General features: G+C 55.6%; 28 protein-coding genes and 1 pseudogene. 4 read left to right on the forward strand and 25 right to left on the reverse strand.

Going from position 1 to position 26965, the window contains the following annotated elements:
- Positions 1 to 13: 13 nt before the first annotated feature.
- Entirely contained in the window at positions 14 to 466 is a 453-nt protein-coding gene (locus tag HMPREF0574_RS02485) for a phage major capsid protein (RefSeq protein WP_236585847.1), read from the forward strand.
- Here the strand turns inward: HMPREF0574_RS02485 and HMPREF0574_RS02490 are convergent.
- Together HMPREF0574_RS02490 and HMPREF0574_RS02500 are read right to left on the reverse strand one after the other, a co-directional pair.
- Positions 427 to 1648 (reverse strand): annotated as a pseudogene (locus HMPREF0574_RS02490) (IS3 family transposase). The gene HMPREF0574_RS02485 and the pseudogene HMPREF0574_RS02490 sit on opposite strands and share 40 nt — an antisense overlap.
- A 163-nt stretch (positions 1649 to 1811) precedes the next feature.
- Positions 1812 to 3035: an MFS transporter gene (locus HMPREF0574_RS02500; protein ID WP_004007106.1), complete on the reverse strand. Its 1224-nt coding sequence runs from the start codon at positions 3033 to 3035 to the stop codon at positions 1812 to 1814.
- A 93-nt stretch (positions 3036 to 3128) separates the two neighbouring features.
- Here HMPREF0574_RS02500 and HMPREF0574_RS02505 point away from each other — a divergent pair, with 93 nt between their 5' ends.
- Positions 3129 to 3830, forward strand: a complete 702-nt coding sequence (locus HMPREF0574_RS02505) for a TetR/AcrR family transcriptional regulator (protein ID WP_004007107.1) — start codon at positions 3129 to 3131, stop codon at positions 3828 to 3830.
- Positions 3831 to 4034: 204 nt separating this feature from the next.
- Here HMPREF0574_RS02505 and HMPREF0574_RS02510 read toward each other — a convergent pair whose 3' ends face one another.
- Positions 4035 to 4679, reverse strand: a complete 645-nt coding sequence (locus HMPREF0574_RS02510) for an alpha/beta fold hydrolase (RefSeq protein WP_004007108.1) — start codon at positions 4677 to 4679, stop codon at positions 4035 to 4037.
- Complete coding sequence (locus tag HMPREF0574_RS02515; protein WP_169760271.1) at positions 4676 to 4861, reverse strand: sodium:proton antiporter; 186 nt, start codon at positions 4859 to 4861, stop codon at positions 4676 to 4678. Before HMPREF0574_RS02515 ends, HMPREF0574_RS02510 begins: the two co-directional genes overlap by 4 nt.
- A gap of 278 nt (positions 4862 to 5139) precedes the next feature.
- Here HMPREF0574_RS02515 and HMPREF0574_RS02520 point away from each other — a divergent pair, with 278 nt between their 5' ends.
- Positions 5140 to 5412: a hypothetical protein gene (locus tag HMPREF0574_RS02520; RefSeq protein WP_169761320.1), complete on the forward strand. Its 273-nt coding sequence runs from the start codon at positions 5140 to 5142 to the stop codon at positions 5410 to 5412.
- Here the strand turns inward: HMPREF0574_RS02520 and HMPREF0574_RS02525 are convergent.
- The 17 genes from HMPREF0574_RS02525 to rpsB all read right to left on the reverse strand — a co-directional run bounded on the left by HMPREF0574_RS02525 (position 5402) and on the right by rpsB (position 22251).
- Positions 5402 to 6037 (reverse strand): histidine phosphatase family protein, encoded by a 636-nt coding sequence (locus HMPREF0574_RS02525; protein ID WP_004007111.1) that lies wholly within the window; start codon positions 6035 to 6037, stop codon positions 5402 to 5404. The two genes, HMPREF0574_RS02520 and HMPREF0574_RS02525, sit on opposite strands and share 11 nt — an antisense overlap.
- Positions 6038 to 6085: 48 nt before the next feature.
- Positions 6086 to 6547 (reverse strand): ribosome silencing factor, encoded by a 462-nt coding sequence (rsfS, locus tag HMPREF0574_RS02530; RefSeq protein WP_004007112.1) that lies wholly within the window; start codon positions 6545 to 6547, stop codon positions 6086 to 6088.
- Complete coding sequence (locus HMPREF0574_RS09795; RefSeq protein ID WP_236585846.1) at positions 6544 to 8883, reverse strand: hypothetical protein; 2340 nt, start codon at positions 8881 to 8883, stop codon at positions 6544 to 6546. The genes rsfS and HMPREF0574_RS09795 overlap by 4 nt, the downstream gene beginning before the upstream one ends.
- Positions 8880 to 9626, reverse strand: coding sequence for a nicotinate-nucleotide adenylyltransferase (gene nadD, locus HMPREF0574_RS02540; protein ID WP_004007115.1), 747 nt, complete (start codon positions 9624 to 9626; stop codon positions 8880 to 8882). Before nadD ends, HMPREF0574_RS09795 begins: the two co-directional genes overlap by 4 nt.
- 169 nt (positions 9627 to 9795) lie before the next feature.
- Positions 9796 to 11337 (reverse strand): GTPase ObgE, encoded by a 1542-nt coding sequence (obgE, locus tag HMPREF0574_RS02545; RefSeq protein WP_004007116.1) that lies wholly within the window; start codon positions 11335 to 11337, stop codon positions 9796 to 9798.
- A 102-nt stretch (positions 11338 to 11439) separates the two neighbouring features.
- The gene (gene rpmA, locus HMPREF0574_RS02550) at positions 11440 to 11700 is read right to left on the reverse strand and encodes a 50S ribosomal protein L27 (RefSeq protein ID WP_004007117.1); all 261 of its coding nucleotides are present in this window, start codon (positions 11698 to 11700) and stop codon (positions 11440 to 11442) included.
- An 11-nt stretch (positions 11701 to 11711) separates the two neighbouring features.
- A complete protein-coding gene (rplU, locus tag HMPREF0574_RS02555) occupies positions 11712 to 12020 on the reverse strand; it encodes a 50S ribosomal protein L21 (RefSeq protein ID WP_004009268.1) in 309 nt (102 codons plus the stop codon).
- A 75-nt stretch (positions 12021 to 12095) separates the two neighbouring features.
- Positions 12096 to 13523, reverse strand: coding sequence for an MATE family efflux transporter (locus HMPREF0574_RS02560; protein WP_004007119.1), 1428 nt, complete (start codon positions 13521 to 13523; stop codon positions 12096 to 12098).
- 2 nt (positions 13524 to 13525) lie between these two features.
- Positions 13526 to 14734, reverse strand: coding sequence for a M50 family metallopeptidase (locus HMPREF0574_RS02565; RefSeq protein ID WP_004007120.1), 1209 nt, complete (start codon positions 14732 to 14734; stop codon positions 13526 to 13528).
- A 25-nt stretch (positions 14735 to 14759) separates the two neighbouring features.
- Positions 14760 to 15974, reverse strand: coding sequence for a 1-deoxy-D-xylulose-5-phosphate reductoisomerase (gene dxr / locus HMPREF0574_RS02570; protein ID WP_004007121.1), 1215 nt, complete (start codon positions 15972 to 15974; stop codon positions 14760 to 14762).
- 103 nt (positions 15975 to 16077) lie between these two features.
- Positions 16078 to 16662, reverse strand: a complete 585-nt coding sequence (locus HMPREF0574_RS02575) for a DivIVA domain-containing protein (protein WP_004007122.1) — start codon at positions 16660 to 16662, stop codon at positions 16078 to 16080.
- 38 nt (positions 16663 to 16700) lie between these two features.
- Positions 16701 to 17873, reverse strand: a complete 1173-nt coding sequence (gene rlmN, locus HMPREF0574_RS02580; protein WP_004007123.1) for a dual-specificity RNA methyltransferase RlmN — start codon at positions 17871 to 17873, stop codon at positions 16701 to 16703.
- A gap of 43 nt (positions 17874 to 17916) precedes the next feature.
- Positions 17917 to 18948 (reverse strand): phosphatidate cytidylyltransferase, encoded by a 1032-nt coding sequence (locus HMPREF0574_RS02585; RefSeq protein WP_004007124.1) that lies wholly within the window; start codon positions 18946 to 18948, stop codon positions 17917 to 17919.
- Positions 18949 to 18985: 37 nt separating this feature from the next.
- Entirely contained in the window at positions 18986 to 19543 is a 558-nt protein-coding gene (gene frr, locus HMPREF0574_RS02590; RefSeq protein WP_004007125.1) for a ribosome recycling factor, read from the reverse strand.
- A 61-nt stretch (positions 19544 to 19604) separates the two neighbouring features.
- The gene (gene pyrH / locus HMPREF0574_RS02595) at positions 19605 to 20342 is read right to left on the reverse strand and encodes a UMP kinase (RefSeq protein ID WP_004007126.1); all 738 of its coding nucleotides are present in this window, start codon (positions 20340 to 20342) and stop codon (positions 19605 to 19607) included.
- A gap of 115 nt (positions 20343 to 20457) precedes the next feature.
- On the reverse strand, positions 20458 to 21327 hold the full coding sequence (gene tsf, locus HMPREF0574_RS02600; protein WP_004007127.1) for a translation elongation factor Ts: 870 nt from the start codon (positions 21325 to 21327) through the stop codon (positions 20458 to 20460).
- Positions 21328 to 21405: 78 nt separating this feature from the next.
- On the reverse strand, positions 21406 to 22251 hold the full coding sequence (gene rpsB, locus HMPREF0574_RS02605; RefSeq protein WP_004007128.1) for a 30S ribosomal protein S2: 846 nt from the start codon (positions 22249 to 22251) through the stop codon (positions 21406 to 21408).
- 367 nt (positions 22252 to 22618) lie between these two features.
- Between rpsB and HMPREF0574_RS02610 the strand changes: the two genes are divergently transcribed.
- Positions 22619 to 23185 carry a M23 family metallopeptidase gene (locus HMPREF0574_RS02610; protein ID WP_004007129.1) on the forward strand — a complete coding sequence of 189 codons (567 nt, stop codon included), beginning with the start codon at positions 22619 to 22621 and terminating at the stop codon, positions 23183 to 23185.
- A 32-nt stretch (positions 23186 to 23217) separates the two neighbouring features.
- On the opposite strand, the gene HMPREF0574_RS02615 is transcribed toward HMPREF0574_RS02610, so the two are convergent.
- From HMPREF0574_RS02615 to HMPREF0574_RS02630, 4 genes are all read right to left on the reverse strand, one after another.
- Positions 23218 to 23949 (reverse strand): DUF6318 family protein, encoded by a 732-nt coding sequence (locus tag HMPREF0574_RS02615; RefSeq protein WP_004007130.1) that lies wholly within the window; start codon positions 23947 to 23949, stop codon positions 23218 to 23220.
- Between the two features lie 352 nt (positions 23950 to 24301).
- A complete protein-coding gene (locus HMPREF0574_RS02620) occupies positions 24302 to 24727 on the reverse strand; it encodes a hypothetical protein (RefSeq protein ID WP_236585845.1) in 426 nt (141 codons plus the stop codon).
- Between the two features lie 95 nt (positions 24728 to 24822).
- Positions 24823 to 25914 carry a S1 family peptidase gene (locus HMPREF0574_RS09380; RefSeq protein WP_004007132.1) on the reverse strand — a complete coding sequence of 364 codons (1092 nt, stop codon included), beginning with the start codon at positions 25912 to 25914 and terminating at the stop codon, positions 24823 to 24825.
- Positions 25915 to 25986: 72 nt separating this feature from the next.
- On the reverse strand, positions 25987 to 26958 hold the full coding sequence (locus tag HMPREF0574_RS02630) for a tyrosine recombinase XerC (protein WP_004007133.1): 972 nt from the start codon (positions 26956 to 26958) through the stop codon (positions 25987 to 25989).
- Positions 26959 to 26965 lie beyond the last annotated feature (7 nt).

Consider the following 26965-nt stretch of genomic DNA (forward strand, 5'->3'; position numbering starts at 1 on the left):
CAAGGAGATGACTATGGCTGAGCAAACTAAAGCAACAATGACTAACGAGTTCGCAGGTTTCCTGCGTCCTGACCAAGCCCAACCGATTTTCGATGAGGCTATGAAGACTTCCGTGGTGCAGTCTTTGGCTCGTCAAATCCCGGTTGGGGTTAACGGTGTGGAGATTCCGGTGACTACCGGGAAACCGGAAGCGGGCTGGGTCGCTGAGGCTGGATTGAAGCCCTCGACTTCTACCGCTATTGGGATTAAGACCATGAAACCGCACAAGCTGGCTGCGAAGACTGTGGTCTCTGCTGAGGTAGTCCGTGCTAACCCTGGTGGTTATGTGGACATTTACAAGAAACAGATTGGTGAAGCGTTCGCTTTAGCTTTCGACAAGGCTGCCCTGTTCGGTGGGGTGAAGCGTCCCAGGTTTTGTTCCGCTTCTTATACGGGTGCTAGTTGTTTAGCATGGGTTTGGTTGTAGCGGGTTATCACCTCCTGGGGGGTGTATAGTTCAGGGATTCGTGAAGGCGGGTATTGTTCCACCAGTGAACCCAGTTCATGGTGGCGAACTCGACCTCGGACAGGGTTTCCCAGGTTTGCGAATAGATAAATTCGGTCTTATATAAACCATTTACGGTCTCTGCCAGGGCGTTATCGTAGGAGTCTCCCACGGTTTCGGTAGAAGGTTTTATACCGTAATCAGTGAGTTTGTTGTTATAGGCAATGGAGGTGTACTGGCTACCGTGATCGCAATGATGCACCAGGCCTGCAAGATTGTCTCTTGCTAGGGCTATGGCCTGCTCGAGTGCTTGCAGGGGCAGTACCTCGGTTTTCATTGATGACCTGGTAGCCCACCCCACAATCTTGCGTGAATACACATCGGTTACGAACGCTGTATAAACAAAACCAGAAAGAGTACGAACGTAGGTAATATCTGCTACCCACAACCTGTTAGGTCTATCTGTTCTAAACTGGCGATTAACTAGATTAGGGCGTGCATCAGGGACCTTAGAAGGACGGGTAGTAACTGGTCTACGTCCCCTACTCGCCCCGCAAATCCCGGCCAGACGCATCAACCTGCCAGTCTGTTCCCGCCCGATAGCAAACCCCGCCCGGCGCATAGCACGCCAGATTTTACGAATCCCATAAACACGGTAATTCTGGTCGAAAATCTTTACGATTTCCTCGATTAACAAGGCATCTCTCAATTGCCTAGCACACACTTTTCGGGTCTTTGCCGCCCGGTAACCACGTGGCGTGAGGAAGCCCCCAACCGTGTGTTCTCTCATAACCCGGCAAATACGCTCGACCGAGAAACAATCACGATACTGGTCAATAAACGCAATAATTTCATCCCGGGGTGGTCGAGTTCTTTGGCGAAAAAAGCCGATGCGAGCTTCAAAATCTCGTTAGTACGTTTAAGCTCCGCGTTTTCTTTACGCAACCGCCTTATCTCGGCAGACTCCTCCCGACTAACCCCAGGTCTTTCTCCCCGGTCTATCTCGGCTTGAACAACCCAGCGACGCAATGATTCACGACTCACACCAAGCTTTAACCCGGTATCACTAATAATCGCTGCTCTCGAACCAGGATCATCCCGAAGCCGGTCAAACACCAACCCAACAGCACAATCCCTAAACTCCCGCAAATACTTCCAAGGCATAAAACAACCCTCACAAAAAACCTAGGAACAAAACCCAGGACGCTTCAGTTTTGAGAGGTTTGAGTTTGTTTGAATATCGTAGCGACTAGACATCATAGTTCTGCTGAAGTCAACACCGCTTTAGCAGGGATTTTTATGGTTTTTGCTTCTAATCATAAAGAGATTATTCGCGGAACTCGGGATGGTAAAAACTCAGCAAAATTGCCGCAGCTATCAGGACTGTGCAACATGTCATTGGTAGCCACGGAGAGAGTCCGTAAAGTGCGGTGGAGGCTATCGGTGCCACTACATAGGCTGCACCATTGTTAGCATTAATCAACCCGACCAGTCCACCTTGTTCTTCGGGCTTCATTTGCAAAGTAGGCGCCGTGTTGTAGCCAGGCATCGCCAGGCCTAGACCAAAGCCTGTCAAGATGCTGGCCACGATGAACAGTCCAAGATTTAGTGGATAAACCAAGAGCAGTAACCCGAGAAGAACGATTATTAATCCTCTTCTAAAGAGTTTTTTAGCACCCCAGTTTAACCTTGGAGCCACCAAGGCCTGCGCCAGTATCATCACCACACCCATTATTGACATGCACAAAGCGGTGAGCCCTGCTGTGGCGCCGGCCGCTAGCTTCAAAACGTCCTGCAGTAAAAAGCCGAAAAGTGTAGCCACGGTAGAAAAAGCGGTAAACATTAGGAAACCGCAAGCCAGGAACACGAATACTCTTGAATCAAAATAGGAAACTTTTGCCGGTTGAGCGACTTTTTCTTCGCCACCTGCGGGTTTGAATGTTAGCAGCAAAACGGCAACGCCTAAAAGCATGACCAGAGGCATCACCAGCAAGGGCATCATGAAACCTCCTATAGCTGCAAGGCTGCCGCCCAATAAGGCTCCAAGAATAGACGAGAATCCTTGTGCAGCGCCCAAGACTCCCAGACCTTTGACCCGTTGCGTCTCATTGTAGGTATGAGTCACAACGTAGGTTTGCGCGGCTGGGGAAACTGATGCGATGGCACCGCCGTACAGCACTCCCCTAGTTATGACTACTCCCAGAATCAACGCTATGCCGGTGAGCAGACCCTTAAATCCTAGCCACACCACCATAGCGAATCCGCCTAGAGCCAGGATTCCGGCAAGCATGCCAATAAGCAAGATACGCCGAGATCCCCATCGCAATGAGACCCGTCCCCACCTGGTGGAGGTAAGAGAAAACATTATGGCAGCTAACGAAATGGTGGCGCCAATGTGCCATTCCTTCAACCCGATCTCGCGCGATAGCGGAGCCAGAATTGGATTAAGAATCATCTGCCCCATATATGCCAGTAACACCGTCAAAAACAAGGGAAACAGTCCCGCTATTTTTGATTCGACTTTCTCGTTTCGTTCATTAGTGGCGCACATTAAAACATCCTTTCCAAAGTGAGCTACCAATCAAGCTGAAACAATACTAGAACAATGTTCTAGTATTGTCGAGGTTGAGGGTATGCTGTTTTCGTGGGAAATAAAGACAAACGGGTAAACACGGGTAGACGCGCCTGGCTGACGCAAGAAAAGATCATGTACACCGCAATGGAACTGACCCGAGAGTGCGGTCTAGAAAAATGGTCGATTCGCGACCTTGCACAGCGTCTGGGAGTAGTTCCCTCTGTCATCTACCACCATTACCAAAACCGTGACGCCATTACCGCTTCTGTAATAGGCGAAATCACTAGCACCATCGAGCTACCGGACGAGCAGCTGGAATGGAAAGATTGGTTCATCTCCCTAGCAAAAAATGTCAGGCCCGTCTTTCTTGAATTCCCCGGAGTCACCGACAAACTGATGTATGGACATATGAACGACGCGTTGATACCAATCTTGGAGGTGGCTTACGAAAAACTACGGGATGCTGGTTTTAGCAAGTACATTCACATCGCATACTCAATTATCATCAACACGATGCTGTGGAGCATTACTGCTCGCAACTTGCGCAGCCCAACCAAGCAGGAACAGCGCCACGACCTAGACCAAATGATTACCCAACTTCAGCCCCTAGCTGCCTGCTCCACAACGCTGGCTGACATCATTCAAGGCTACTTAATTCCGCTAGCCAACCCGAAAAACGAAGACCGCATGAGTCAGGAATACTTTGAAATCATCATAGAAGTCGTACTCGCCGGTTTAGAGATAGCGATCTTGCCTCGCGAAAACGCCTAACGAACCCGTGAACAAGAGAAATCATCAAACAGGACGAATTGTGCACGAGGATGCGGCTCTTGACGTACGTGAAAATTTCGCTGCCATATGTAAAGCATCAGGTCGGCAGCCTGTAGACCCATCTGTTCGGAAGATGATATAAAATCCAAGGGGTCTGAAATGGCTGCTAATTTAGAACTTTGGTATCCGCCGGTACCATATACTTTATTTCTCTCCATCTGTTTCTTGAGCAGTCCCGGCACGCTGCAGATATTCGGCAAATAGTTGAGGATGCGTAGCATGCCACTGATGCCCCACTCCCGGAACGACTGCAAAGCGAGCCCCAGGAATAAGCCGAGCAATTTTACGCGACGCCGGCAGGTTCGCTTTATCTCTGCTACCGCAAACCACAGTTACCGGCATCCGCAAAGCTGGCAGCTGCGCAGTGAGATCTAAATATTTCAAGCTATCGAGCACCCCGAAAAGGTCAGCTTTACTCAGCTGCGGTGGGCAGACCCATTTCGGGGGCAGCAGTCGCATCAGCACGCGCTGCAGGCTCATCAACAGTTTGGGCAGCTTGGCTTGCGGAGCCGAAATAAACAACGAAACGACCTTTTCAGGGTGAGTGATGGCGATTTGTAAAGCTATCACTGCACCTAGTGAGAGCCCGACCAGGTGCACAGGTTCCGTGAACGTATCAGCAATCTCGTTGCTGATACCCTCTAGTGACCAGTCAGTCATCGGAGATTTCACCTTTAAAACCTCGGGAGCTGCGCACTCGGTTTGCGCCAGCTGCTTGACTACCGGATTCCACACCTCACTGGTCTCACCCAACCCGTGCAAGAATACAACTTTGGGAATATCACTCATTTACGCACCGCGAGAACCCCTATAATCAGGCTGGTTATCAGGAAACCGGCGACATTTCCGATAGCGGTAACCGGTGAAATCACATGAGTGACTCCGAGAACAGCAAAACAGAGAGCTGCCAGCAACAGTCCAACTGTCGACAACAGTAGCCAGTGGCGTGTTCGCACATTTTTCTTTTCCATAAAAGCGTCCTCCCCCGGAAGCGTTTTCACTGATTATCCCATAAACGGGTCAGAGCGTTTCCCCACCATGAAACATTTGAGGGAAAAATACCCGCACTTTACTCAAACCAGGTTCTAACTGTCTTTCGGTGCCTCGTAGGATTCCTGGCGGTATGTCTTTCCCAAGGAGATTAAATACGGTCACATGAACCACATAAACAAGGCTATGCAAAACCTGGGACGCTTCAACAACGCGGTAAAATAAGGGTGACTACTTTCTACAGATGGGAGGGCTACACATGGATGAAGGCGAAGAGGAAATACGTTTAGTTCTCCAGCATCTGCTTGACCACAAGATAATCAGCGAAAAAGAGTTTACGGGCATGTGTACCGCCATTAAGTATGACGGAACTTTGACTGCTCTGGCTGGTATAAGCGCCGCGGTACAGAATGACCCGAATGCCATTCCCTCAGAACTGCTTGACGAAATCCTCGCCCTCGAACCAGTGTTTGACGAGGGATATTATGAAGAAATGCTAGATGCGCTAGCCGACCGAACGGCTATGCCCTAACCGCGGTGTCCGACACGCCCACGTTATAGGAATCAATCCGCCAGTACGGCTCGCGATGCTCGGACTGAATCACCGCCCAATGGCAGTTATCCAAGCCGTGCAGCCCATACCACTGGGCAGGGTCGTGCCCCAGCAAACTCACGATTCCCTGCGAAGTGGCAGACCCGTGAGAGACAAACAAAATCGTTTCACCATCAGCGATTTTGTCAGCCCAGTCGCGGTAAGCCTGGGACACGCGCAGCCCGACCTCGTGACGCAGCTCTACTTTCGTAGCCTCCGGGTCGGGATCGCCAAAATCACGCCACGAGGTGAAGTCGTCAGGCCAGCCTGCCTTAATCTCCGTAGCGTTGAGCCCTTCCCAATCTCCAAAAGACCGTTCCATCAGGCGTTCGTCAACCTCGATGGACAAACCGAGCCGATCTGCCAGTGCGTGAGCGGTGTCGAGGGCGCGACCCAAAGGTGAGGAAACCACCCTTGTGAAGGGAAACCGAGCCAACCCGGCTGCGGCTTCTCGAGCCTGTGCAATGCCCGTCTCGTTGAGAGGGATGTCAATCTGTCCCTGAATCCGTTGCAGCTTGTTGTAATCGGTTTGCCCATGCCGCCACATCACCAAAGTTTTCGGCATCGCCCTGTCCTCCTGTTCGGTCGGCGCATAAGTCCCTGACCCACGTGTTTAGGAAAAATCCTCGCCAATGAGGTCCAGCGGCGAGATCGGTTGAGGCATCTGCGGGGTGGCACTGGAAGGTGCCGGACCGTCACTCTGCGTGACCGGCACTTCTGAATCAGGTACCTCAATCAGGGGCGCGTCCGCCCACAAACGTTCCAGCGCATAAAACTGCCGGTCGTCCTCTTGCTGGACATGCACCACCAGCAGCCCGTAATCGAGCAACACCCAATGAGCCTGTTCCAGCCCCTCCCGGCGGAGCAACTTTAAACCAGCTTTCGTCATCGCTTCGTCAACAGCATCAACAATCGCCCGCACCTGACGGTCGCTATTGCCCGTAGCCAACACAAACATGTCGGTCAGCACCAAGCGCTCAGAGACATCCAGAGCGATGACCTCCGTGGCTTTCTTTGATTTTGCGGCTTGACCTGCTGCTATGGCGAGTTCGATGGACTTAGCGTCAGCACTCATACAGAAAAAATCCTCATTTCAGTGGTGGAATCGGGTAAAGAAGTCTGTCCCGGCGAGACTGCGGGAGGGTCTGGTGCTGTTGCGCTCAGCGTAACTCCCGGTTCTAGCGTTGTTCCCGAAGCGGTTGTAACCGCAGCGTTCTTGTCCAGAGCAAAGATGAGCATGGCGACAACCAGGACGGTCACCAACACGACCAACGCCCAGCGCGCTGCTTGCCCCAGCATCAGCAAAGTTTCGCCCCAACGCCCGGACTTGCGAATCAAACGTTCGGTTAAGGATTCCTCGAACTCGAACTCTTCCCAGTCGATGTTTTCCAGTTCTTCATCAGTGATGTCATCGCCGAGTTCCTTACGCAAAACCTCCACGTCGGCCTCATGGAACTTCTTTTCAGCTTCTTTAAGTTCCTCAAGCTGCCGAGCCTCTGCCTGTTCCAGGCTCTCACGGCGAGCCGAGCGGGTTTCTTGCGGATTCCACAAGTGAGGCATTCCAGGACGAGTAGGCATTCCGGGGCGGCCGTAAGGCATGGGTGGCATCCCATAACCGGGCATTCCCGGCATCCCAGGCATACCCGGCATTCCTGGCATACCGGGCATTCCCGGCATCCCAGGGCGACCGTAAGGGTTCGGACGCCCCCACATGCCATAGGGAGAACCCGGCTGTCCCGGCATTTGCCCTGGTTGTCCCGGCTGACCAGGCATTCCGGGGCGGTTCGACATTCCCGGCTGGTTCGGCATTTGTCCCGGTTGGTGTGCCGTTCGCGGATTACCGGACGGACCTGCCGAAGTGTGGACCAGCATCTGTCCGGGTTGCCGTGGTTGGTTCGACTGACCAGCTTGACCGGGTGCCGGTTGGGATTGACCGGATACTTGTCCGGGTTGCGACGATTGATTCGGCTGACCGGGCTGTTTAGGTTGGCTGAGTTGATTCGGCTGCCCCTGATTTGGCTGATCCGGCTGGGTGGGCTGCACTGGCTGAACAGGTTGTTTAGGTTGACTGGGCTGATTCGACTGCCCCGGCAGGGAGGGCTGCTCCGGCTGCACCGGTTTACCTGGCAGAGTGGTCGGCACCGGTCGCCCCGGCATTTGCCCCGGCTGAGCCGGCTGGCTAGGACGCCCTGGATGCCCAGTTTGACCGGGCACCGGCTTGGCTTGACCGGGCATCCGATTCGGTTGCGGCGATTGATTTGGATGACCAGTTTGACCGAGCGCCTGTTTAGGCTGCTGCCTCAGCTGGGCAGGCTGACCTGGCTGAACAGGTTGTTTAGGTTGACTGGGCTGATTCTGCTGTCCCTGATTAGGCTGACCCGATTGGGCGGGCTGCTCTGACTTCCCAGGCTGCCCTGGCCGCACCGGTTTACCTGGCTGAGTGGTCGGCACCGGTTGACCCGGCATTTGCCCCGGCTGACCCGGCTGGCTAGGACGCCCTGGATGCCCAGCTTGACCGGGCACCGGTCTGGCTTGACCGGGCGCCTGCCTGGGCATTTGTTTGGGTTGCCCTGGCTGAGCCGGCTTACCCGGCTGGTGAGTCTGTCCCGGTTGCTTCGGTTGCCCTGCCGACAGGGGCGGACGGGCTGCAGAGCCCGGTGTCATTCCCGGAACCGCAGGGTTAACTCGCTGCTGTCCAGCCAACCCCGACTGCGCGGGAACTGCCTGCGGAGAAGTCGGCTGCTGACGCGGTGTGGAACCCAGCTGACCGGCGCGTGGCACCGGAGGAGTCGACCGTGTACCAGGCGTCGTGGCTGGTGCTGCTGCTGGAGATGGCACCCCACCAGGTCCTGTAGTCCGCGGACGTTGCGGAGTCGCACCACTTCCAGAAGCCCCTGGCTGGTGCGGAGTGGAACTGGTCGGAGCGGACGAGGGCGGACGGGACGGGCTGCTCGGAACGGGAGGGTTCGCCCCTGTCTTGAGCAGCTTCGCCGAACCTGTCGAGTTCGGTGCCACTGTGGGAATCATACCCGTGGTAGAAGGGGGCACCGGAGTCCCCGGAGTAGGCAACTGACGAACCGGGGTGTCCGCAGGACGATTTCCCACAGGAACCGCCGGCTTTTCCGGCACCACTGGAGTCGTGCCATGCACGAGTGGGCGCTTCACTCCAGCGACTCGTGGTCCCGCAGCACTCACTGCTTGGGCTTTACCAACGACCGGAATCATGCCGGTCAACGCACCGTCCTTGTCAACAGCACGCACAGCTTGGGCAGTGTTGGGGACTTGCAGAGCAGGACCGGTCGGACCGGCACCGGGCAGCACTTGTCCAGGCCTAGGGGCACTGGCTCCCAAGCCTGGAAGATTAATCGACTGCACCGGCACGGGGCGCGGTCTTGGCTTGCCCTCGCTCACATTCCCCCTCTCGACAAGGTCATTACGGATTCCTCTGGTGAAGCTGCATCATTGACAGCCACCGCCGTCAAAGCCGCCTTGGGGACAGCGTAAGACGCCTCCCCCGAATCTGACTGCAGTCGCGCATCATCAGCATAGAGTCCGTATTTAGCAATATATTGAACGACACCGTCGGGCACTAAGTACCACACCGGTTGGTGCGATTTTACCCGATTCCGACAGTCGGTTGAGCTGATTGCCATGGCAGGAACCTCAACCAGAGAGACATGCTGTGCCGGAAGGTTGACCGGGTTAAAGGAATGCCCCGGTCGAGTAACCCCTATGAAATGCGCCAGCTCGAAAAGCTGGTCGATATCTTTCCAGCGCATGATGTCAGAAATGGCGTCAGCCCCGGTGATAAAGAATAGTTCCACGTCACCTAAAGCGGCTTTCAAGTCGGTCAACGTGTCAATCGTATAGGTCGTGGTAGCTCGGTCTATATCCACACGAGACACCGAAAATCGCGGGTTAGAAGCGGTCGCAATCACTGCCATCAGGTAGCGGTGCTCCGCTTCCGTGACTGGGCATCCCAGCTTAAATGGCTGTCTAAAAGTGGGCACAAAAATGACCTCATCCAGACCGAAAACCGCCTGGACCTCGGAAGCTGCCACCAGGTGACCGTGGTGAATCGGGTCAAAAGTGCCACCCATCACCCCAATACGACGCCGACGCTGGTTTAACTTGACCGAATTCTCGGAATCCAACGCCCAAACGCATCTGTGCGTGCGAGACTCCATGACGGCCTTTCTTGATCATTTGGTGCTCCAAAATGAGCGCAAAACTTCCTTTATGAAATTATACCCGTCCAGACCTGAGTGGTTCCTGAAAATGGCAAGGAAATCTGTAACCGGGACTGACACGTGCATTCTGCGCTTAGTCAGCCTCCCCAGGATCATTCCACAGACCCGATTCACGTTCGGCGTCCAATTCCTCACGAGCACGTTTCTTGGCGTCCATCCAAGCGTGATAGTCGATACGACGCTGCTGGTTGGTGCGGCGAGTGTTTTCGTAGAGTCGCGAGTCCGTGCCGCGCGCGCCCAGCAGCTCAGCCCCGGCTTGCAGAGTCGGCTCCCAGTCAAAGACCACACCTGTATCGGGGTCCCCGATGACGACGGTGTCTCCCGCTTGTGCTCCGGCTTTCAGCAGGTCGTCCTCGACTCCCAAGTTTGCCAGGCGGTCAGCCAGGTATCCTACCGCTTCATCATTGGTGAAGTCGGTTTGTTTGACCCAGCGTTCCACCTGTTCGCCACGGACCGAGAATCCCGGCGTGCCCTCAATAGTGGTCGTCTCAATAGTGTAGGTCTTGGCGGGGCGAGCCGATTTCGGCTGCGGACGCAGCACGGGGCGCTCGGGGTCATTCTCTGGCAAGTGGGAACGGTATTCCTGGACCATTTCAGCCAGCCCAAAAGCGAGTTCTTTCAAGCCTTCGTGAGTGGTCGCCGAAACCTCAAAGACCGGCCAGCCAAGTTTCGCAAGCTCCGTTTCCATCAGGGCTGCCATATCTCGCCCGTCCGGGACATCAATTTTGTTGAGGATAATGGCGCGTTGGCGCTCCATCAGGGGTGGTAGGAAGTCTCTGCCGGGTCGATACCGGTCCAGGGAACTGGCGTAATGCGCCAGTTCGCGCTCCAAAGTCTTAATGTCTGCCAGTGGTTCACGTTCCGGATCCCACGCCGCCAAGTCCACCACGTGCGCAATCACGCAGCAACGTTCGATGTGACGCAAGAAATCCAGTCCCAGTCCCTTGCCTTGGGCAGCACCGGGAATCAATCCGGGCACGTCCGCCACGGTGTAGCGTGCCGCCGGATTATCCACCACTGCCAGGTTCGGCACCAGGGTCGTGAATGGATAATCCGCAATCTTGGGACGCGCCGCGCTCATAGCAGCGATGAGGGAAGATTTTCCCGCCGAAGGGTATCCCACCAGCGCCACGTCTGCCATCGACTTGAGTTCCAAAATGACGGTGCGTTCTTCACCGGGTTCCCCCAACAGGGCAAAGCCCGGCGCCTTGCGTTTCGCGGATGCCAGACCGTAGTTGCCCATGCCCCCGACTCCGCCACGAGCGATGACCAGTTGCGCCTCCGGGGAGTCTAAATCTGCCAAAAACTCGCCATCCTCGCTGGTGACGACCGTGCCTTGGGGAACGTCCAGGAACAAATCCTCACCGCGACGTCCATCACGGTAATCGCCCATCCCCGCTTGACCATTCTCTGCTTTCACGTGCGGGCGATGATGGAAAGGCAGCAGGGTCGTCTCTTGCGGGTTGACACGCAAAATGACGGATCCTCCGTGACCGCCAGTCCCGCCATCCGGTCCCGCCAACGGCTTGTACTTTTCGCGACGAATGGACGCGCAGCCGTTGCCACCAGTTCCGGCTTGGGCAAAAATTTTTACGTAGTCCACAAAGCTGACCATTTGGGCTGCTGACCTCCTCCGGCTCTCTCAGAGAGCCATCGTTACGTTAAACAGCAAGAGGGCTCGAACGAGCCCCCTCACAACAGTAGTCACTACCAACATTTAGGCGTTGGCAACTTCCTTAATGCTCACGATGCGGCGATCGCGATGACGACCGAACTCCACTTCGCCGGTCTTAAGGGCGAACAGTGTGTCGTCCTTGCCGATGCCCACGTTGAAGCCGGGGTGGTAGTGGGTGCCGCGCTGGCGTACCAAAATTTCACCAGCGTTGACCAGCTGACCGCCGAAACGCTTGACGCCTAGGCGCTGTGCGTTCGAATCGCGACCGTTGTGGGAGGAACCGAGACCTTTCTTATGTGCCATTGTTACACCCCTTACTTAATGGAAGTTATCTTAATGCGGGTCAACGGCTGACGGTGACCTTGACGCTTCCGATAACCAGTCTTGTTCTTAAACTTGACAATGGAAATCTTGGGACCCTTGGCAGCACCCAACACTTCTGCGCTGACCTTTACCTTAGCCACGTCGGCAGCCTGGGACGTCACTTTGGCGCCGTCAACCAACAGAATCGCAGGCAGCTCAATCGTCTCTCCCACTGCCTTATCTACCTTTTCTACCAGCAGCTCTTCACCGACAGAGACTTTCTCCTGTCGACCGCCGGCCTTAACGATTGCATATACCACGTCGAAACTCGCTTTTCTGAATGTATTTCGTTCAATTGTGCCCTCACTATGCGCAAGAAGCACCGAAGTTCTAAATTAGCGGATTTCACCTGGTTTTGCAAAATCAAGTTTCATCCACCGGTCTTGGCGGATGCGCCAACCCAAGGTTGCCATTCTTGCCAGGAAAAACACCCCGCAATAACATCCCCACAGCCACGCCAATCCCAGGATTCCGTCAGGTGCGAAACGCCACACCAACACCAGAGCCGGGATATAGACAACCAGGTTAATCAGACCCGCGAGAGCCAGGTACCAAGTGTCGTTAGCACCAATCAAGACCCCGTCGAACACAAAAACTACCCCCGCGAGCGGCTGGAAGAACGCCGATACTAGCAACGCCAGTGCGGCGGCAGCCAGAACTTCGGAGTCGTTAGAAAAGACCCGCGGCCAGAGCGGAGCCAGAACCGCAATAATCACCCCCAACACGACACCCAAACCTAATCCCCACAGTGTCACCCGGTGAATCAGGTCGCGCACTGCCCGGCGGTCGGCACGCCCCAGCTCGAAACCAATCAGTGCCTGCACGGCGATAGCCAGAGAATCATGCAGGTTCGCCCCCAAACTCCAGGTGTTCGCGGCAATCTGACGCCCCGCGATGGCAACTTCCCCTTGAGACGCCGCCACCCACAGGGTGCCGAGAACAACAATCTGTATGGTGAGGGTGCGAATCATCAGGGGCACGCCCCCGGTCAGAGCCGCGAAGATTGCTCGGAACTCGGGATGCAGCGCGACTTTGGCGCGCCGGGCTCCGACCATAATTTTCAGCGCAAACGCTGCCCCCATGCCGATACCGGCGAGAGAAGTGCCAATCCCTGCCCCGGTGACACCCAGCTTGAAACCGTAGATAAACGTGGCGTTGCAAGCCACGTTAGCGATAGCCCCGCTCACGGAAATCACCAGGGGAATCTTGGCGTCCAGCATCCCGCGCATCGCGCCGGTTCCTGCCAGTACCAGCATCATTCCCAGCATCGAGGGAGCCGCCGCGCGCAGATACGCCGCTCCCTGGATATTAACCGGCTCGGCAGCTCCAAATAACGAAACAATCGGCAACGCCCCGACCCACAGGACTGCTGCCAACACCGCTCCCACCAGCAGCCCCAACCAGGCACCATCCACCCCGGTCTTGACCGCGCCACGGCGATTCCCTGCACCCAGCTGACGGGACGCCACCGCGGTCGTGGTATAGACCAAGAAAATACAAATCCCTACCAAAAACACGTTGACCGACGAGCCGAGGGTCAATCCTGCCAGCTCAGTGGTACCCACGTGCCCAATCATGGCAGAATCCGCCATCACCATGAGTGGTTCAGCCAGCAGCGATCCCAAGGAGGGCACAGCGAGGGACAAAATCCGGCGGTTCAGGGGCTGGTTCTCCGCTTCAGCGGTCGCATTCTCCGGTTCAACAGCTTGGTTTTCCAGTTCAGCAGGTTCGTTCGCGGACGGCACGGTGTCCCCCGGTTTCATGTTCACAGTACCGGTTTCAAAATATCGGCAACAATCAGCAACACCGTCATCGCGATGAAAGCGATAACCACCGTAGCGGTCACGGGCAGCATTGCTGCCAAATCGACCGGACCGCCATCATTCAGACCCCGCGCCCGGCGCACCCGCTTGCGGATTCCTTCATAAATCGCACCCACGGCTTGCCCGCCATCGAGGGGCATCAGCGGAATCAGGTTGAACATGAACAGGGTCATGTTCAACGAGCCGAACAACAGCAGGAAAGACCGCAGCTTTTCCAGGAAACCGTAGCCGACAGAATCACTGGCAGCGATAGAACCCGCGACCTGCCCCATGCCGACGATTCCCATCAGCGAGTTCGGGTCGCGTGGCTGGTTCGGTTGAAACAGTCCGATAGTGGTCTGCCACAGTTTCACGGGCAAAGCCAGCAGGATTTTCGCGGTGCCTTTCCCGGTCTCCCACTGGTAGTTAGCGACTTCTCCCCAGGTGGCATAGTGGCGTTCGGTGGCAGCAATGACACCGATGACGGCACGTTTTTGCCCGTCCATAGCTTTGGGAGTCACCTGGATAGTCTGGGTTTTGCCGTCACGCCGAACCGTGAGAGTGGCAGGTTTCCCCGGCTGACTCACCGCTACTTGACTGATAACTTCGTCCCAGGTCTTTGCAGGTTTACCGTTCCATCCCGTGATAATGTCTCCGGGCATCACCCCCGCCGCGGCAGCGGGAGAATTCGGAGAAACCGTGGCGACTTCGCGAGTGGGCAGCTCATAGCCAATTGCGCTTAACGCCACCAGCACGCACAGGAAACTCAACGCCAAATTCACCAAAGTGCCGCTGACCATCACAATCAGACGCTGCCAGATGGGCTTGGCATAAAACGCCCGGTGTTCCTGACCGGGAGGGATTTCTTCGTTCGAGGCGAGACGGGCTTCTTCCGCCGCAGTCAATTCACCTTTGCGGTTTATCGTGCGCCGCCCCGGATGCCCCGGCGCGTACATCCCCACCATTTTCACGTAGCCACCCAGCAGCACCCACTTCATTCCGACTTCGGTTTCACCGATTTGGCGCGAAAATATCTTTGGTCCGAACCCTATGAAATACTGGGTACACAGGATGTCGAAACGTTTTGCGGGAATCAGGTGACCCAGCTCGTGCAGGGCAATCGACACCAGCAAACCCAGCACGAGGGCAATGATTCCAGTTAAATAATCCATAGCAGTGACGGTTCCCGTAGCGTGTCTAGCGGTTCTCGATGAGCGCAACAGCTCGCTGTTTGGCCCAATCCAAGATGTGCTCCAACGCGGACAGGTCCGGGTCGGACACTCCGCGGTGTTCGCTCACGACCTGCTGCACCACGTCATAGATGCCCAGGAAAGGCAGACGTCCGTCCAAGAAAGCATTAACGGCAATTTCATCCGCACTAGCCAGGACCGCGGGGTGGGTATCAGAAGCAGAGATAGCGTATCGAGCCAAGCTGACCGCCGGGAAAATTGATTCGTTGAGGGGCTCGAACTGCCAGGTAGCGGCACTGCTCCAGTCACAAGCGGGGGCTACCTCACGCAACCGGGCGGGTGCGGACAGACCCAAGGCAATCGGAATGCGCATATCGGGCGGGGAGGCCTGGAGCAGGGTCGCGCCGTCCCGGAACTGTACCATAGAATGCACAATCGATCCGGGATGCACCACGACGTCGATGTCTTTCGGTTCAATGTCGAACAGCAGCGAAGCCTCGATAACTTCCAGCCCCTTGTTAAACATGGTGGCTGAATTGACGGTCACGAGCGGACCCATGTCCCAAGTCGGATGGTTCAGGGCTTGCTCTACCGTAACGTGTTCCAGTTCCGCGCGGGTTTTCGCGCGGAACGGACCGCCACTGGCAGTCAAGATGAGCCGTTCCACTTCGCTGTAGCCGGTGACGGTTGGCGAGCACAAGCCGCGTTCGTGCTTGCCGGAGCGGAGTGCTTGCCAAATCGCGCTGTGTTCGGAATCAACCGGCACGATTTGCCCCGGTCGCCGCAAAGCGTCCCGCACCAGGGAACCGCCAATGACCAGGGATTCTTTGTTTGCCAACGCCAACCGTGCCCCGGAATCTAACGCCCGCAGGGTCGCGTGCAAACCGGAAATTCCCGCGATAGCGTTCAACACGATGCCCTGAGGCACAAATCCAGCCGCCGCTTCGACTCCAGCAGGACCGGTCAGCAGGTTATGGCTGGCACGCGGCTTGCCCAGCTGGATTTCTGCCTCCCGGATTGCCTCATCCAGTTCCCCCACGGAGCCGTTCGCGACTGCCACCATGGGGACTTCAAATTCGACGGCTTGCCGCGCCAACACATCCAGATGCCGCCCGGAGGCAGCCAAACCTTGCACCCGAAAATGTCCGGGATGAGCGCGAACGATGTCCAGAGCCTGAGTTCCAATCGAGCCGGTAGAACCCAAAATTACGATGTCTTGCACCAGTTCATTCTAACGGCAAGTTTAGTTTTCGCTCATTTATAGCGACCCGGAACCCCGCCAGGGGACGGACGAAGCCGCCCCAACGCCCTTGTGAAAGGCAAAATCACTCGACTGCCAGCAACACTTCCACCGCGCGAGCCAGGTACGCGTCAACGGGACCTTCCAGGTATGCCCTGGTTCCTTTCGCCTCCGCAAACACCGAGTCCCGGATTTCTTTGCTGGTCAGAGGCTTATTTTCATCGAAATATGCGACCAGGCGATCCAGCAGCGCGTCCACGTCCTCAATGCGGTAGCCGCGCTGGCGACCCTGGGGATGAGCAAAACGTTTCCCCACTGGACGCAACAGTCGCGGATAGAGGGTCGTGGCCTGTTCCGCCACCAACGACATCCATGCCTTTTGCCCGTTCACCGCAATATGGTCAGCCCGCGCCCGCGCCACAAAGGCAGATTCCAGCCGGTCCATCGCCGCGTCTACTTCGACAAAGTTGTATCCCCCGCGCACCACGTTGAATCCCTGGGCGCGCACCTGTGCCGCCCCGAAATTTGCTGGTCCACCATTGCCTTCGTATGCCGAACGTGCCTTCGCCAAGAACTTGTCGACCTGGTTGCGGTCGTAACCCTTGCCGAGGAGTTTAGCGGTGCGAAACGTCGTGTCGCTCACGTTCCGGCCCTTTCTTTGTCTCTCCATGCTCTCAACAGTCTGTCCACGCACTTTCGGAGTGTTCCCTAGGCTGCGGGAGACTGCTTCGCTTTCGCCGCGAGCTGCCCGCAAGCTCCGTCAATATCCGAGCCACGGGTATCTCGTAGCGTAGTGCTGATTCCAGCTTGCCGTAAAATCTCCATGAATTCGTCCATGACACGCGGCAGAGACGCATCCCAGATGCTCCCAGGGGTGGGATTGAGCGGAATCGGGTTCACATGCGCCCAGGTTTTACCCCGTTCATTGAGTTTATCCGCTAGTAGCTGCGCTCGCCACGGGTGGTCGTTCATGTCCCTAATCAGGGCATATTCAATAGAAACACGTCGACCGGTGGCTTGAAAATACGCATAAGCGGTGTCCAACAGTTCGTCGACTTGGTAGCGCCGGTTCATGGGTATCAGTTCGTTACGCAGCTCATCATCGGGGGCGTGCAGGGATACCGCCAAAGTGACCGGCAGCCCTTCCTGGGTCAGCTTGCGTATTCCGGGCACCAAACCGACGGTGGAAACGACCAGGTTACGCGCCGAGATGCCAAAGCCTTGCGGGACTTCCGCAGTGAGGGTTCGAATCGTGTGCAGCAGGGATTTGTAGTTGGCGAGCGGCTCGCCCATCCCCATAAACACCAGGTTAGACAGCCGGGCGGGGCTGCCGAGTTCTCCGTCTTGGGCTGCCCTAGCTGCGAGCCGGACTTGTTCCAAGATTTCTGCCGCCGACAGGTTTCGGGTCAAACCCAGTTGACCGGTCGCACAAAATGGACAGCCCATACCGCAACCGACCTGAGAGGATACGCACAAGGTGACGCGCTTCGGGTAGCGCATCAGGACGGATTCCACTTGGGCGCCGTCGAACAGCCGCCACAGGGTCTTGCGGGTCCATCCCTTATCCGCGACCTGAGTCACGACCGGGGTAATGAGCTCGGGCAACAGGTCCCGAGCACGTTCCCGGTCAGCGGGAGCGAGGTCTGTCATTTGGGCGGGGTCAGCTTCAAAACGTCCAAAATAGTGGCGCGCCACCTGGTCAGCACGAAACGGGCGCATTCCTGCCGCGACTACCGCTTCACGACGCTGCTGAGGATCAAAGTCCGCGAAATGCTGCGGGGCGCGACCACGAGCATGAGCTCGAAAGCTGAGTTCTGCCGTAGCTCCCGCGTGCGTAGCCCCGACCGGAGGTTGGTGGTGGGGCAGAACCTGTCTTTCCATAAGTCTAAGTTTAACGGTTTTTCCGAGAACGTCCGGGTGGGGTTTAGGACAGCACCGGACCTTGTTGGGAAAAAATGGCGAATTTCAACACGATATACGCCACCGGCGCTGCCATCAGGATGGAATCCATCCGATCCAGCAGACCGCCGTGCCCCGGCAAGAGGTGACCCATATCTTTAATGCCCAGTTCCCTCTTCATCAGTGACTCACTCAAGTCCCCGATAGTCCCCACCACAGCCATCAAAACGCCCAAGATAATCCCGTAAAACCACGGAATTCCCATCCAGAACGTGCCCGCTACGGACACGGTGACAGCAAATAAGACCGAACCGGCAAACCCTTCCCACGTCTTGCGCGGAGAAATAGACGGTGACATATGGTGACGCCCCAGGAAACGCCCACATAAATAGCCGCCGGTGTCTGAACCTAAAGTGACGGACAGGACAAACACCGCCGTCGCGGGAGCCCCGCACTCCACCGCCAGCAAAGCCAGGAAGGACCCCAGGAAAGGAATATACGCCACGGTCAGAGTACTGAGAGTAACGTTCTTGAGGGCATCTTCACCGCGGTAGGGACCCGCTAACTGCCACAGCAGGGCAGCCGCCATCGTCAGCAGAGTCGCGGTCAACATGGCTTCCAGACCGACTTGCCAGGCACAGATATAAATACCAATCCCGCCGATGACGACGATGGGCATCCCCAAATGCCGGTCGGTAAACCGGATGGCGTGGCGAAACTCAATCAGACATGCCACAATCGTCACCACGCACAAGGCTGCGAACAGCGGTTTCACCAGGAACAGGGTCAGTCCGTAAGCCGCCAGCAGACCCGCCCCCACCCCGGTGGCAGCCGCGAGATTACGACCACCCTTCCGAGATTTGTTTCGCGCAGACGTCACCGGTTGGGGCTTCACTTTTAGGAAGGGAACGCCCCAGCCCCGTTTACGGCGTTGCTTTGCCACGCGATTTTCGCGGCGACTGGGTCGGGTCACCGGATGCACCCCAGTTTCCGGGGTCGCCGGCGACACCGATGCTTCGGAAAATCGCGGCGGCTGGAAATTTTCGGTATCAACCATGCTCTTGCAGCCCCAGGTAATGACGGGTCGACGGCGCCTAAATAGTCATCAACTCTGATTCTTTGGCAGCCAGCAGCTGATCAATTTCATCAGTGAACTTTTTCGTGATGGAATCAAGTTCCTTTTCTCCGCGTTTGATTTCGTCCTCGCCGAGTTCCTTATTCTTTAGCATAGCTTCGAATTCGTCCTTGGCTTTGCGGCGCAGTGAACGCACGGACTGGCGTCCTTCCTCGGCTTTGGTCTTGGCAATCTTAACGTATTCTTTACGCCGTTCCTCCGTCAGGGCGGGCAGGACGATACGGATGGTTTTACCGTCATCAGTGGGGTTCACGCCCAAGTCTGCTTCCGCAATGGCACGAATGATGTCTTGCGAGGCTGACTTGTCAAAAGGCTGAACTATGACGGTACGAGCCTCGGGAATGTTAAAGGAAGCCAACTGCTTTAACGGGGTGGGGGCGCCATAGTAGTCGACCATAATGCCGTCAAACATAGCAGTATTGGCACGACCGGTACGAATGGAAGCGAATTCGTCTTGGGTGGCGCTCAGTGCCTTTGTCATCATGGTCTTGGCAGATTTGAGGGTGTCTTCAATCACGAGTTTCTCCTTTTATTCTTTGCTTTCTCCACAGGTTCCCCGGTGGGTTTCGTTATCTCAATTACTTTTCGCTGTATAGCACAGTGCCGATTTCATCGCCCAGCAATGCCCTAGTAACGTTGCCTGGCTGGGACATGCCAAACACGCGCATCTTCAGTTTGTTTTCGGAGCACAGGGAAAAAGCAGCCGCATCTACGACCTTTAAACCGTCGCGCAGCGCTTTCTCGTAGCTAACCTCGTCAAGCTTTACAGCCTCCGGGTTCTGGCGCGGATCGTCAGTGTAGACCCCGTCCACCCCGTTCTTGCCCACCAGCAGTTCCTGACAATGTGTCTCCAGGGCACGCTGGGCACTAACGGTGTCGGTAGAGAAATACGGCATCCCCGCACCCGCTCCGAACACGACCACGCGCCCTTTTTCGAGGTGACGAATGGCACGTAACGGCACATAAGGTTCAGCGACCTGGGTCATCGTGATGGCAGACTGAACCCTGGTGCGCACCCCGGCTTGTTCCAGGAAATCTTGCAGAGCCAGGGCGTTCATCACGGTACCCAACATCCCCATGTAATCCGCTCGTGCGCGATCTAAACCGTGCTGGCTCAGCTCCGCGCCACGAAAGAAGTTTCCGCCACCAACCACAATGGCAACCTGTATTCCCTGAGTCACCGCCGCAGCGACCTGCTGAGCGATATTGGAAACGACATCGGGGTCCAACCCCACTTGCCCGCCACCAAAGACTTCACCGGAAAGTTTCATCAAAACCCGGCGTTTACCGGGGGCTACAGAGCCGTTGTCGCTCATCTATCTTCTCCCTTGAAAGACCAACATCCTTAGTCATTATACGCAAATGCCCCAAAGCCTTCATCGACCCTGGGGCATTTACCTAGTTTAGATGGGTTTCACGAACCCTTCGGGCTTACTCGCCAGCCTGCAAACGCGCGAAAGCGGTGACCTTGCCCTTGGAAGCTTCCACAATCTTGCCGACCGTGGTCTTGGGATCCTTCGCAAAGGGCTGTTCCAGCAGCACGCAGTCCTTGTAAAAGCCTTTCATCCGACCTTCCACAATCTTTGCCACAGCAGCTTCCGGCTTGCCTTCAGCCTTGGTGGTTTCAGTCAGAGTGGCGCGTTCCTTTTCGACTTCCTCGGCAGGAACATCCTCGCAGCTCAGGTACTCCGGGCTGTAGGCAGCGATGTGCATCGCGACATCGTGAGCGACTTCGGCACCAGCCTTGTCGGTAGCCACCATGACGCCAACGGTCGGGGGCAAATCCTGGGAAGAACGGTGCAGGTAGACATCGACGGCTTCGCCTTCAACCTGGCGCACGTTGCCGACTTCCAGTTTCTCACCGATAATCGCCGCAACCGCCTCAATGGTGTCCTTTACCGTGCCATCAGCAGACTTGGCAGCCAGGAGTTCCTCTACGGTAGCCGCACCGGATGCAGCAGCAGCTTCCAGTACCTTGTCTGCCATCGCGATGAATTTGTCGGTCTTGACCACGAAGTCGGTTTCGGCGTTGACCTCAACCATGGTGCCGCGCTGACCAGCCTCGGTGTCGGTGACCTTGGCAGCAATCAGACCGGCTCCGGCGGAGCGACCTTCGCGCTTAGTCAGGGACTTCAGACCCTTGACGCGGATGATTTTCAGGGCTTCCTCACGGTCGCCGTTTGCTTCTTCCAGGGCTTTCTTAACGTCAGCTAAGCCCGCACCGGTTTCTTCGCGCAAGTCCTTGAGGTCTTGCATGTTATATTTAGCCAATTTTTCCTCCAGTTTCAGAGCAAGTTTCATGCACCGGGAACTTCTATATTCCCGATAATCCTTTTGAGTGAGCGTCGGAGTGTTATCTCCCCGCTCAGCTGCAGCCGATTACTCGGCTTTTGCGTCGGTAGCTTCGCTCGCAGCGGGTGCAGTTTCCGCCGGCTTATCCGCGGCAGGAGCCTTCGCGTCATCGCCTGCCAGAAGCTCGCGTTCCCACTCCGCCATCGGTTCGGCACTTTCCGGGTTCTCGCCCAGCTGTTTCTTGGAACGAGCCAGCAGACCCTCTGCACAAGCGTCAGCAATCACCTTGGTCAGCAAATCGACTGCGCGAATCGCGTCGTCGTTGCCAGGGATGCCGTAATCTACCTCGTCAGGGTCACAGTTCGTGTCCAGAATGGCAACGACCGGAATCCCAAGCTTTTGGGCTTCCGCAATCGCCAAGTGTTCCTTCTTGGTGTCAACCACCCAGATAGCCGAAGGGGTTTTCGCCATGTCGCGGATGCCGCCCAGGGTCTTGGCGAGCTTGTCCTTTTCACGGCGCATCATCAACAGTTCCTTCTTCGTCAATCCCGAAGCGGAAGTGTCCTCAAAGTCGTACTGTTCCAGTTCCTTCAGTCGCTGCAAGCGCTTGTGCACCGTCGAGAAGTTGGTCAGCATCCCGCCCAGCCAACGTTCGTTCACGAAAGGCATCCCCACGCGGGTAGCCTGTTCCTGAATGGACTCTTGAGCCTGCTTCTTGGTGCCCACGAACAGCAGCGTGCCGCCGTGCGCCACGGTTTCCTTTACGAATTCGTAAGCAATATCAATGTCAGCAATGGTTTGCTGCAAATCGAGAATGTAAATGCCGGAACGGTCGGTCAAAATAAACCGCTTCATCTTGGGGTTCCAGCGACGGGTTTGGTGCCCGAAGTGCACGCCGCTTTCCAAAAGCTGGCGCATGGTAACGACTGCCATGTGGCGTCCTTCTTTCAGTTATGGGACACAGCTGTCCCGGCGCACGAGCGCTCCGGAGACGTCTACGTCCAGTTTCGGTTAATGCCTGGTGTTCGCTCGCCTTCCCCACCCCATAGGGACCTGGAGGATTGCGCTCATCACGGCTACGCTGGCAGTAACACCGGCAACGCCGCGATTGCGAACACGCGAAGTCAGCTGCATGGGCAGCTGCGAGGGTTAACTTTACCAAAACTTCCTCCAGAAAAGCTAATTCGGCGCGACCTGACGCGGTTTTGTGGTTTTTCCACAAGCGGGGTCAAATCGGGGTTTTCCACAGGTCAAAGTTTGTTCTCTGGTGCGGGCGTTTCTTTCACGTCACACTGCAGTCATGAGAAAAGTTTTTATCGCCTTCTGCTGTTGCCTGACCTTGAGTCTGGTGGGAGGCTCTGCTTCACCTGCCGCCGGAATCACCACCGCCCCAAACTTACCTGGGGTCACCAGCCCAGCCTCGTTAACGACCTTTTCACCAGGGAAAACGCCAGGTCTGCGGGATTTCCTCTATTGGCCCACCGGTCACCCTACCGCAGTACCGCGCAAGTTTGACCCGCCCGCCCAGAAATGGTTGGCAGGGCACCGCGGTATCGATTTGCGGGTCAGCCCCGGTGAGACTGTCTTTGCCGCGACTGACGCGACGGTACTCTATGCCGGTAATCTGGCGGGACGTCCCGTGATTTCACTCGAAGACACGACGGGGCGGCGCTATACCTACGAGCCGGTAGAACCCGCGGTCGCAGTCGGGGATGAAGTGACTCGCGGTCAGGCCATTGGGACGGCACTGGGAGGGCACTGTTCCCCTGGGGACTGTCTACATTTCGGGGTCAAGGACGGCCCAGACGGCTACGTGGATCCGCTGCGTCTGTTGGGGGGAAGGATTCGCCTGTACCCAGTGAGCTAGGTGAGTCGGGGAACACGCCGCGGCGCTACCGCTCACTCACCAGTATCGGAATACTTGGCGGGAGCTTTATAGATGCCGGTAATCACGTTGTTTCCGTGAATATACTCGACCCGGTACTGGGATACGGTGTTCGAAGGGGGATCGTAGTTCAGGACTTCGCCCTTCTCAGAGCGCGCGATAATCGGCGGTTCCGCATTGCGAGCCACAACCCAAAAAATGGATTGATTCTGTTTGGACTTTCCCGCGGAGACATCGAGGATTTCCGTGCGTGGCACCCCGGTCTCTACGTGAGAATACTTCCGGGTGAAGTCAACGGACCACTGCGACATCTCCTGACACTTCGTGCACGCATCGGTGTAAACCTGGTTTACGAAATGCGCATCTTTCGACGCAAAGCTGTAATACATCGCATAGGTAAAGTACTTCACCACGGTGGCAGCACCGTCCACGGAGAACTCGTGGAAGAATTTCGGCTCATCAAACGGCGCCACTTTCATCATCTGATCTGCAGGAATCTCTTTGAGTTCAGCGGGGGAAGGGTTATCTTTCACCGTCGCGGTATAACTCGGCGCTGGCTCTCCTGAAACCGGGTCTTTAGTCGTGTTCGGAGCCGCAGGCTCGACCAAGGGAATATCCGCGGTCATCATCTCGCGCGCAGTTCTCTCGGATCCGGAAGCAGTAACCGCCGTACCGCATCCCGTTAACACTGCGGCGGAGCACAGCATCATCAGCGATGCTTGCAAAATCCGCAGTTTTCCGACCATGACGCTCCTCCCGAGACACCATTACCTTGCTTTTCATGATTCATTGTATGTGGTTTAGGAGGAAATTCATAGAGTCAATCCAGCTTTTTCTCAGTTTTGTAAAGACATTCCAGGGACACTATCTTCCCAGCTCACAGGCTTGCTTTTTTCTAGCCTTTAGAAATTTTTTGGGGAAACATTTAAATTAGGACTTTAGGCCCGCAGATGCGCCTGCAGATACACTGTCTCTTTCCGGTCACTACGTGCCTTCTCAGTAAATCCCCTTGCTCAAGCCCCACCTTGAGACACAGTCTCCCCAAATAGATTCACAAGATTGATAACTTTCGACGCCCCATCGAGACATAATCTGGGACTAATCGTCCTTCTCCGCAGCGTCAGCGGAGTCATTGATTCTAAGTACCCCCGTTTTCGGGCAAGTTATTGTCTCTTGATTTACTACATCCCGGCACGCTTTCAAGACATCCACAGCTCCTCCGAATCGAACCCGATCTCCTATTGCCAGAACACTGCCCCAAGGAAGCTTCACGCTCTGACCCGACAGGGTGGTACCGTAAGGAAAAGACACCGGCAACAATTCATTGTCAGAGCTATCCCTCAACATGACGCATCCTGCGTCGTCCTGTTCCAGAGTACCTTGAAATAGCTGATCGTAACCTCCCGGATATTCAAAGGCATTTGCTACCAGCCTCATTCCGTCCTGCACAGTTTCCACATAGCAATGCTCGATATCAGTCGGCAAAGAATCGCCAGTGACAGCGGCTTGCGGTTTACTTGACATAGAATTATCGATTTCAGGCTGCGTTGCTACGCTCTGACATCCAGCCAAGTAAAGTGCAGCTGCAAATATAAGCAAAAGAATCAGTAAATTTTTATTCATTTCTTTTTTACTCTAACCCCCAGCACAGATTCGGCAATTTGAATAGGCGTAAACACGTCCCTCTCTACACTTCCGAATTTAATATGCCCACTGTGGACGCCATAAGCAATAGAGGATGAAAACCAAGGTCCGCCACTGTCTCCACCCCTCGCCTTTCTTCCACTCATAGCCGTAAGATTACAAATTCCATTAGAAGAGCATGTTCTGATATCCCAAACAGTTTCATCACAGAATCTCGTCCCCGAGCCTCTGCCATTTAGGCACAGATTTTGCCCCACTGTGGGATACGCGGTCTGTGTGACATTTACCAAATGACTCGGAAGGGTGTAGAACTGCGGAGCGGTCCAGGCGGAAGTCGAGAACCAGGATACGTCTCCATATTGACCTTGATGTTTACCCCTCAGCTTTAATGATACGCCACCGTAGGACTGCGGTTCATTTGCGCAATGACCAGCCGTTAATAAACCATTAGGATATCCATTTGAAGATACACTAAATGCCGTTGTGCAGCTTGTGAGATATCCGCCACCATACAGAGCATCATACCCCGATTCTGTGGAATCCGTATAGTCGTATTGTATCTTGAATGGGGATTTCACGTTGGCAGATAATTTTTTATCTTTGAGAAGATTAGAAACCTTATTTATTGAAGAAACCGGAACTTCAATATGGATAACAGCATTGGGCACATCTGTATATGCAGATACCGAGCCACCAAGTTCCTCCCGAAGATTATAAAAGACCTCCTCCTGTTTGCCCATAATCTCATCTTCAGAGAAACCCACACCTCCACTAACTCTCAAATTTGGAATCAAATTTGCCATTTTCAGAACCTTGTCCGGAACATCATTCTTAAAATGAATCTCTGCTTTGCAACCACCGATACGAGACCACGAATAATTGTCAGAGTAATTTAGCCTAGAAAAGTTATCTACTTTATTTACCTCAGCTTGCCACTCTAATGCAATACCGGCATCATTTACACAAGGGCTGGTAAGCTCCTCAGCTGTGGAACTTGGAACTCCCCACAAGGATAATCCAATAAGAATTACTGGAATACACGCCTGGTACCTCAATTTAGCGAACATAGCATTCCCCTTTGAAAACTAAATCGACCGTGAGATTAAATTATCTCTCAGCTTTCGGATAATCAAGGGACTTTAGGCCCGCGGATGCGCCTGCAGATACACCGCACGGAGCTTATCCATCGAGAGGTGTGTATAGCGCTGGGTCGTGGCTAAGCTGGCGTGACCCAGAATCTCCTGGACACTGCGCAAATCCGCCCCTCCATCCAACAGGTGCGTGGCAGCGGTGTGACGTAGCCCGTGCGGTCCCAAGTCCGGTACCCCTGCCTGCGCCGTCAGTCGATGCAGCATTCCGCGGACGATCCGCGTATCCAGCATTCCGCCTTTTGCCCCTAAAAATACCCGGTTCAGCGCAGGCTTTTCCGGATTCACCAGGGCGGGGCGTCCCTTTTCCAGGTACTCTTCTAGCGCCAGACCCGCAGGAATGCCGTAGGGCACGACTCGCTGTTTGTCGCCCTTTCCCGTCACCCGGACAGTGCGTTGGCTTTTATTAATGTTGCCCAGTTCTAACCCGGTCAGCTCGCTGACCCGAATGCCGGTGGCATAAAGCAGCTCTAAGGCTGCCCAGTCACGCAGTTTCACCGGATTGGGAGCGGTAGAGGCTTCAGGATAAGCGGCGGCACGTGCCGTTTCCAAGAGGTGTGCCGCGTCCGTGGCAGACAAAACCGTGGGCAGGGCGTTATCCGGCCGCGAAGCCCGCAAGTTTTGCCCAGCATCGCCCGGGACTATGCCGCGGACCTGCGCCCACGAGGCAAAAGTGCGAAAGGACGCCACTCGACGAGCCAGCGTGGCGCGGCTCATCCCCGCGCGGCTCATTGCTCCCAGCCACGCCCGAATCCGGGCAGGATTAGCCAAATCTGCACGCAGTTGCTGCGCCGCGGGACCATCCCCGGAATCGGAGTCCACCAGGAAAGTCATTAATTCTCGCAAATCCGTGAGATACGCCCGCACGGTTTGCGGGGAAAGCCCCCGGTTTACGCTCAGCCATTGCCCAAAATCTGCGGTAATTTCTCGGGCAAAGACCGCTGCTGGGTTATTTTCACTCACCTCTTGA

The sequence above is a fragment of the Mobiluncus curtisii subsp. curtisii ATCC 35241 genome (genome assembly GCF_000146285.1).
Classification (GTDB): Bacteria; Actinomycetota; Actinomycetes; order Actinomycetales; family Actinomycetaceae; genus Mobiluncus; species Mobiluncus curtisii.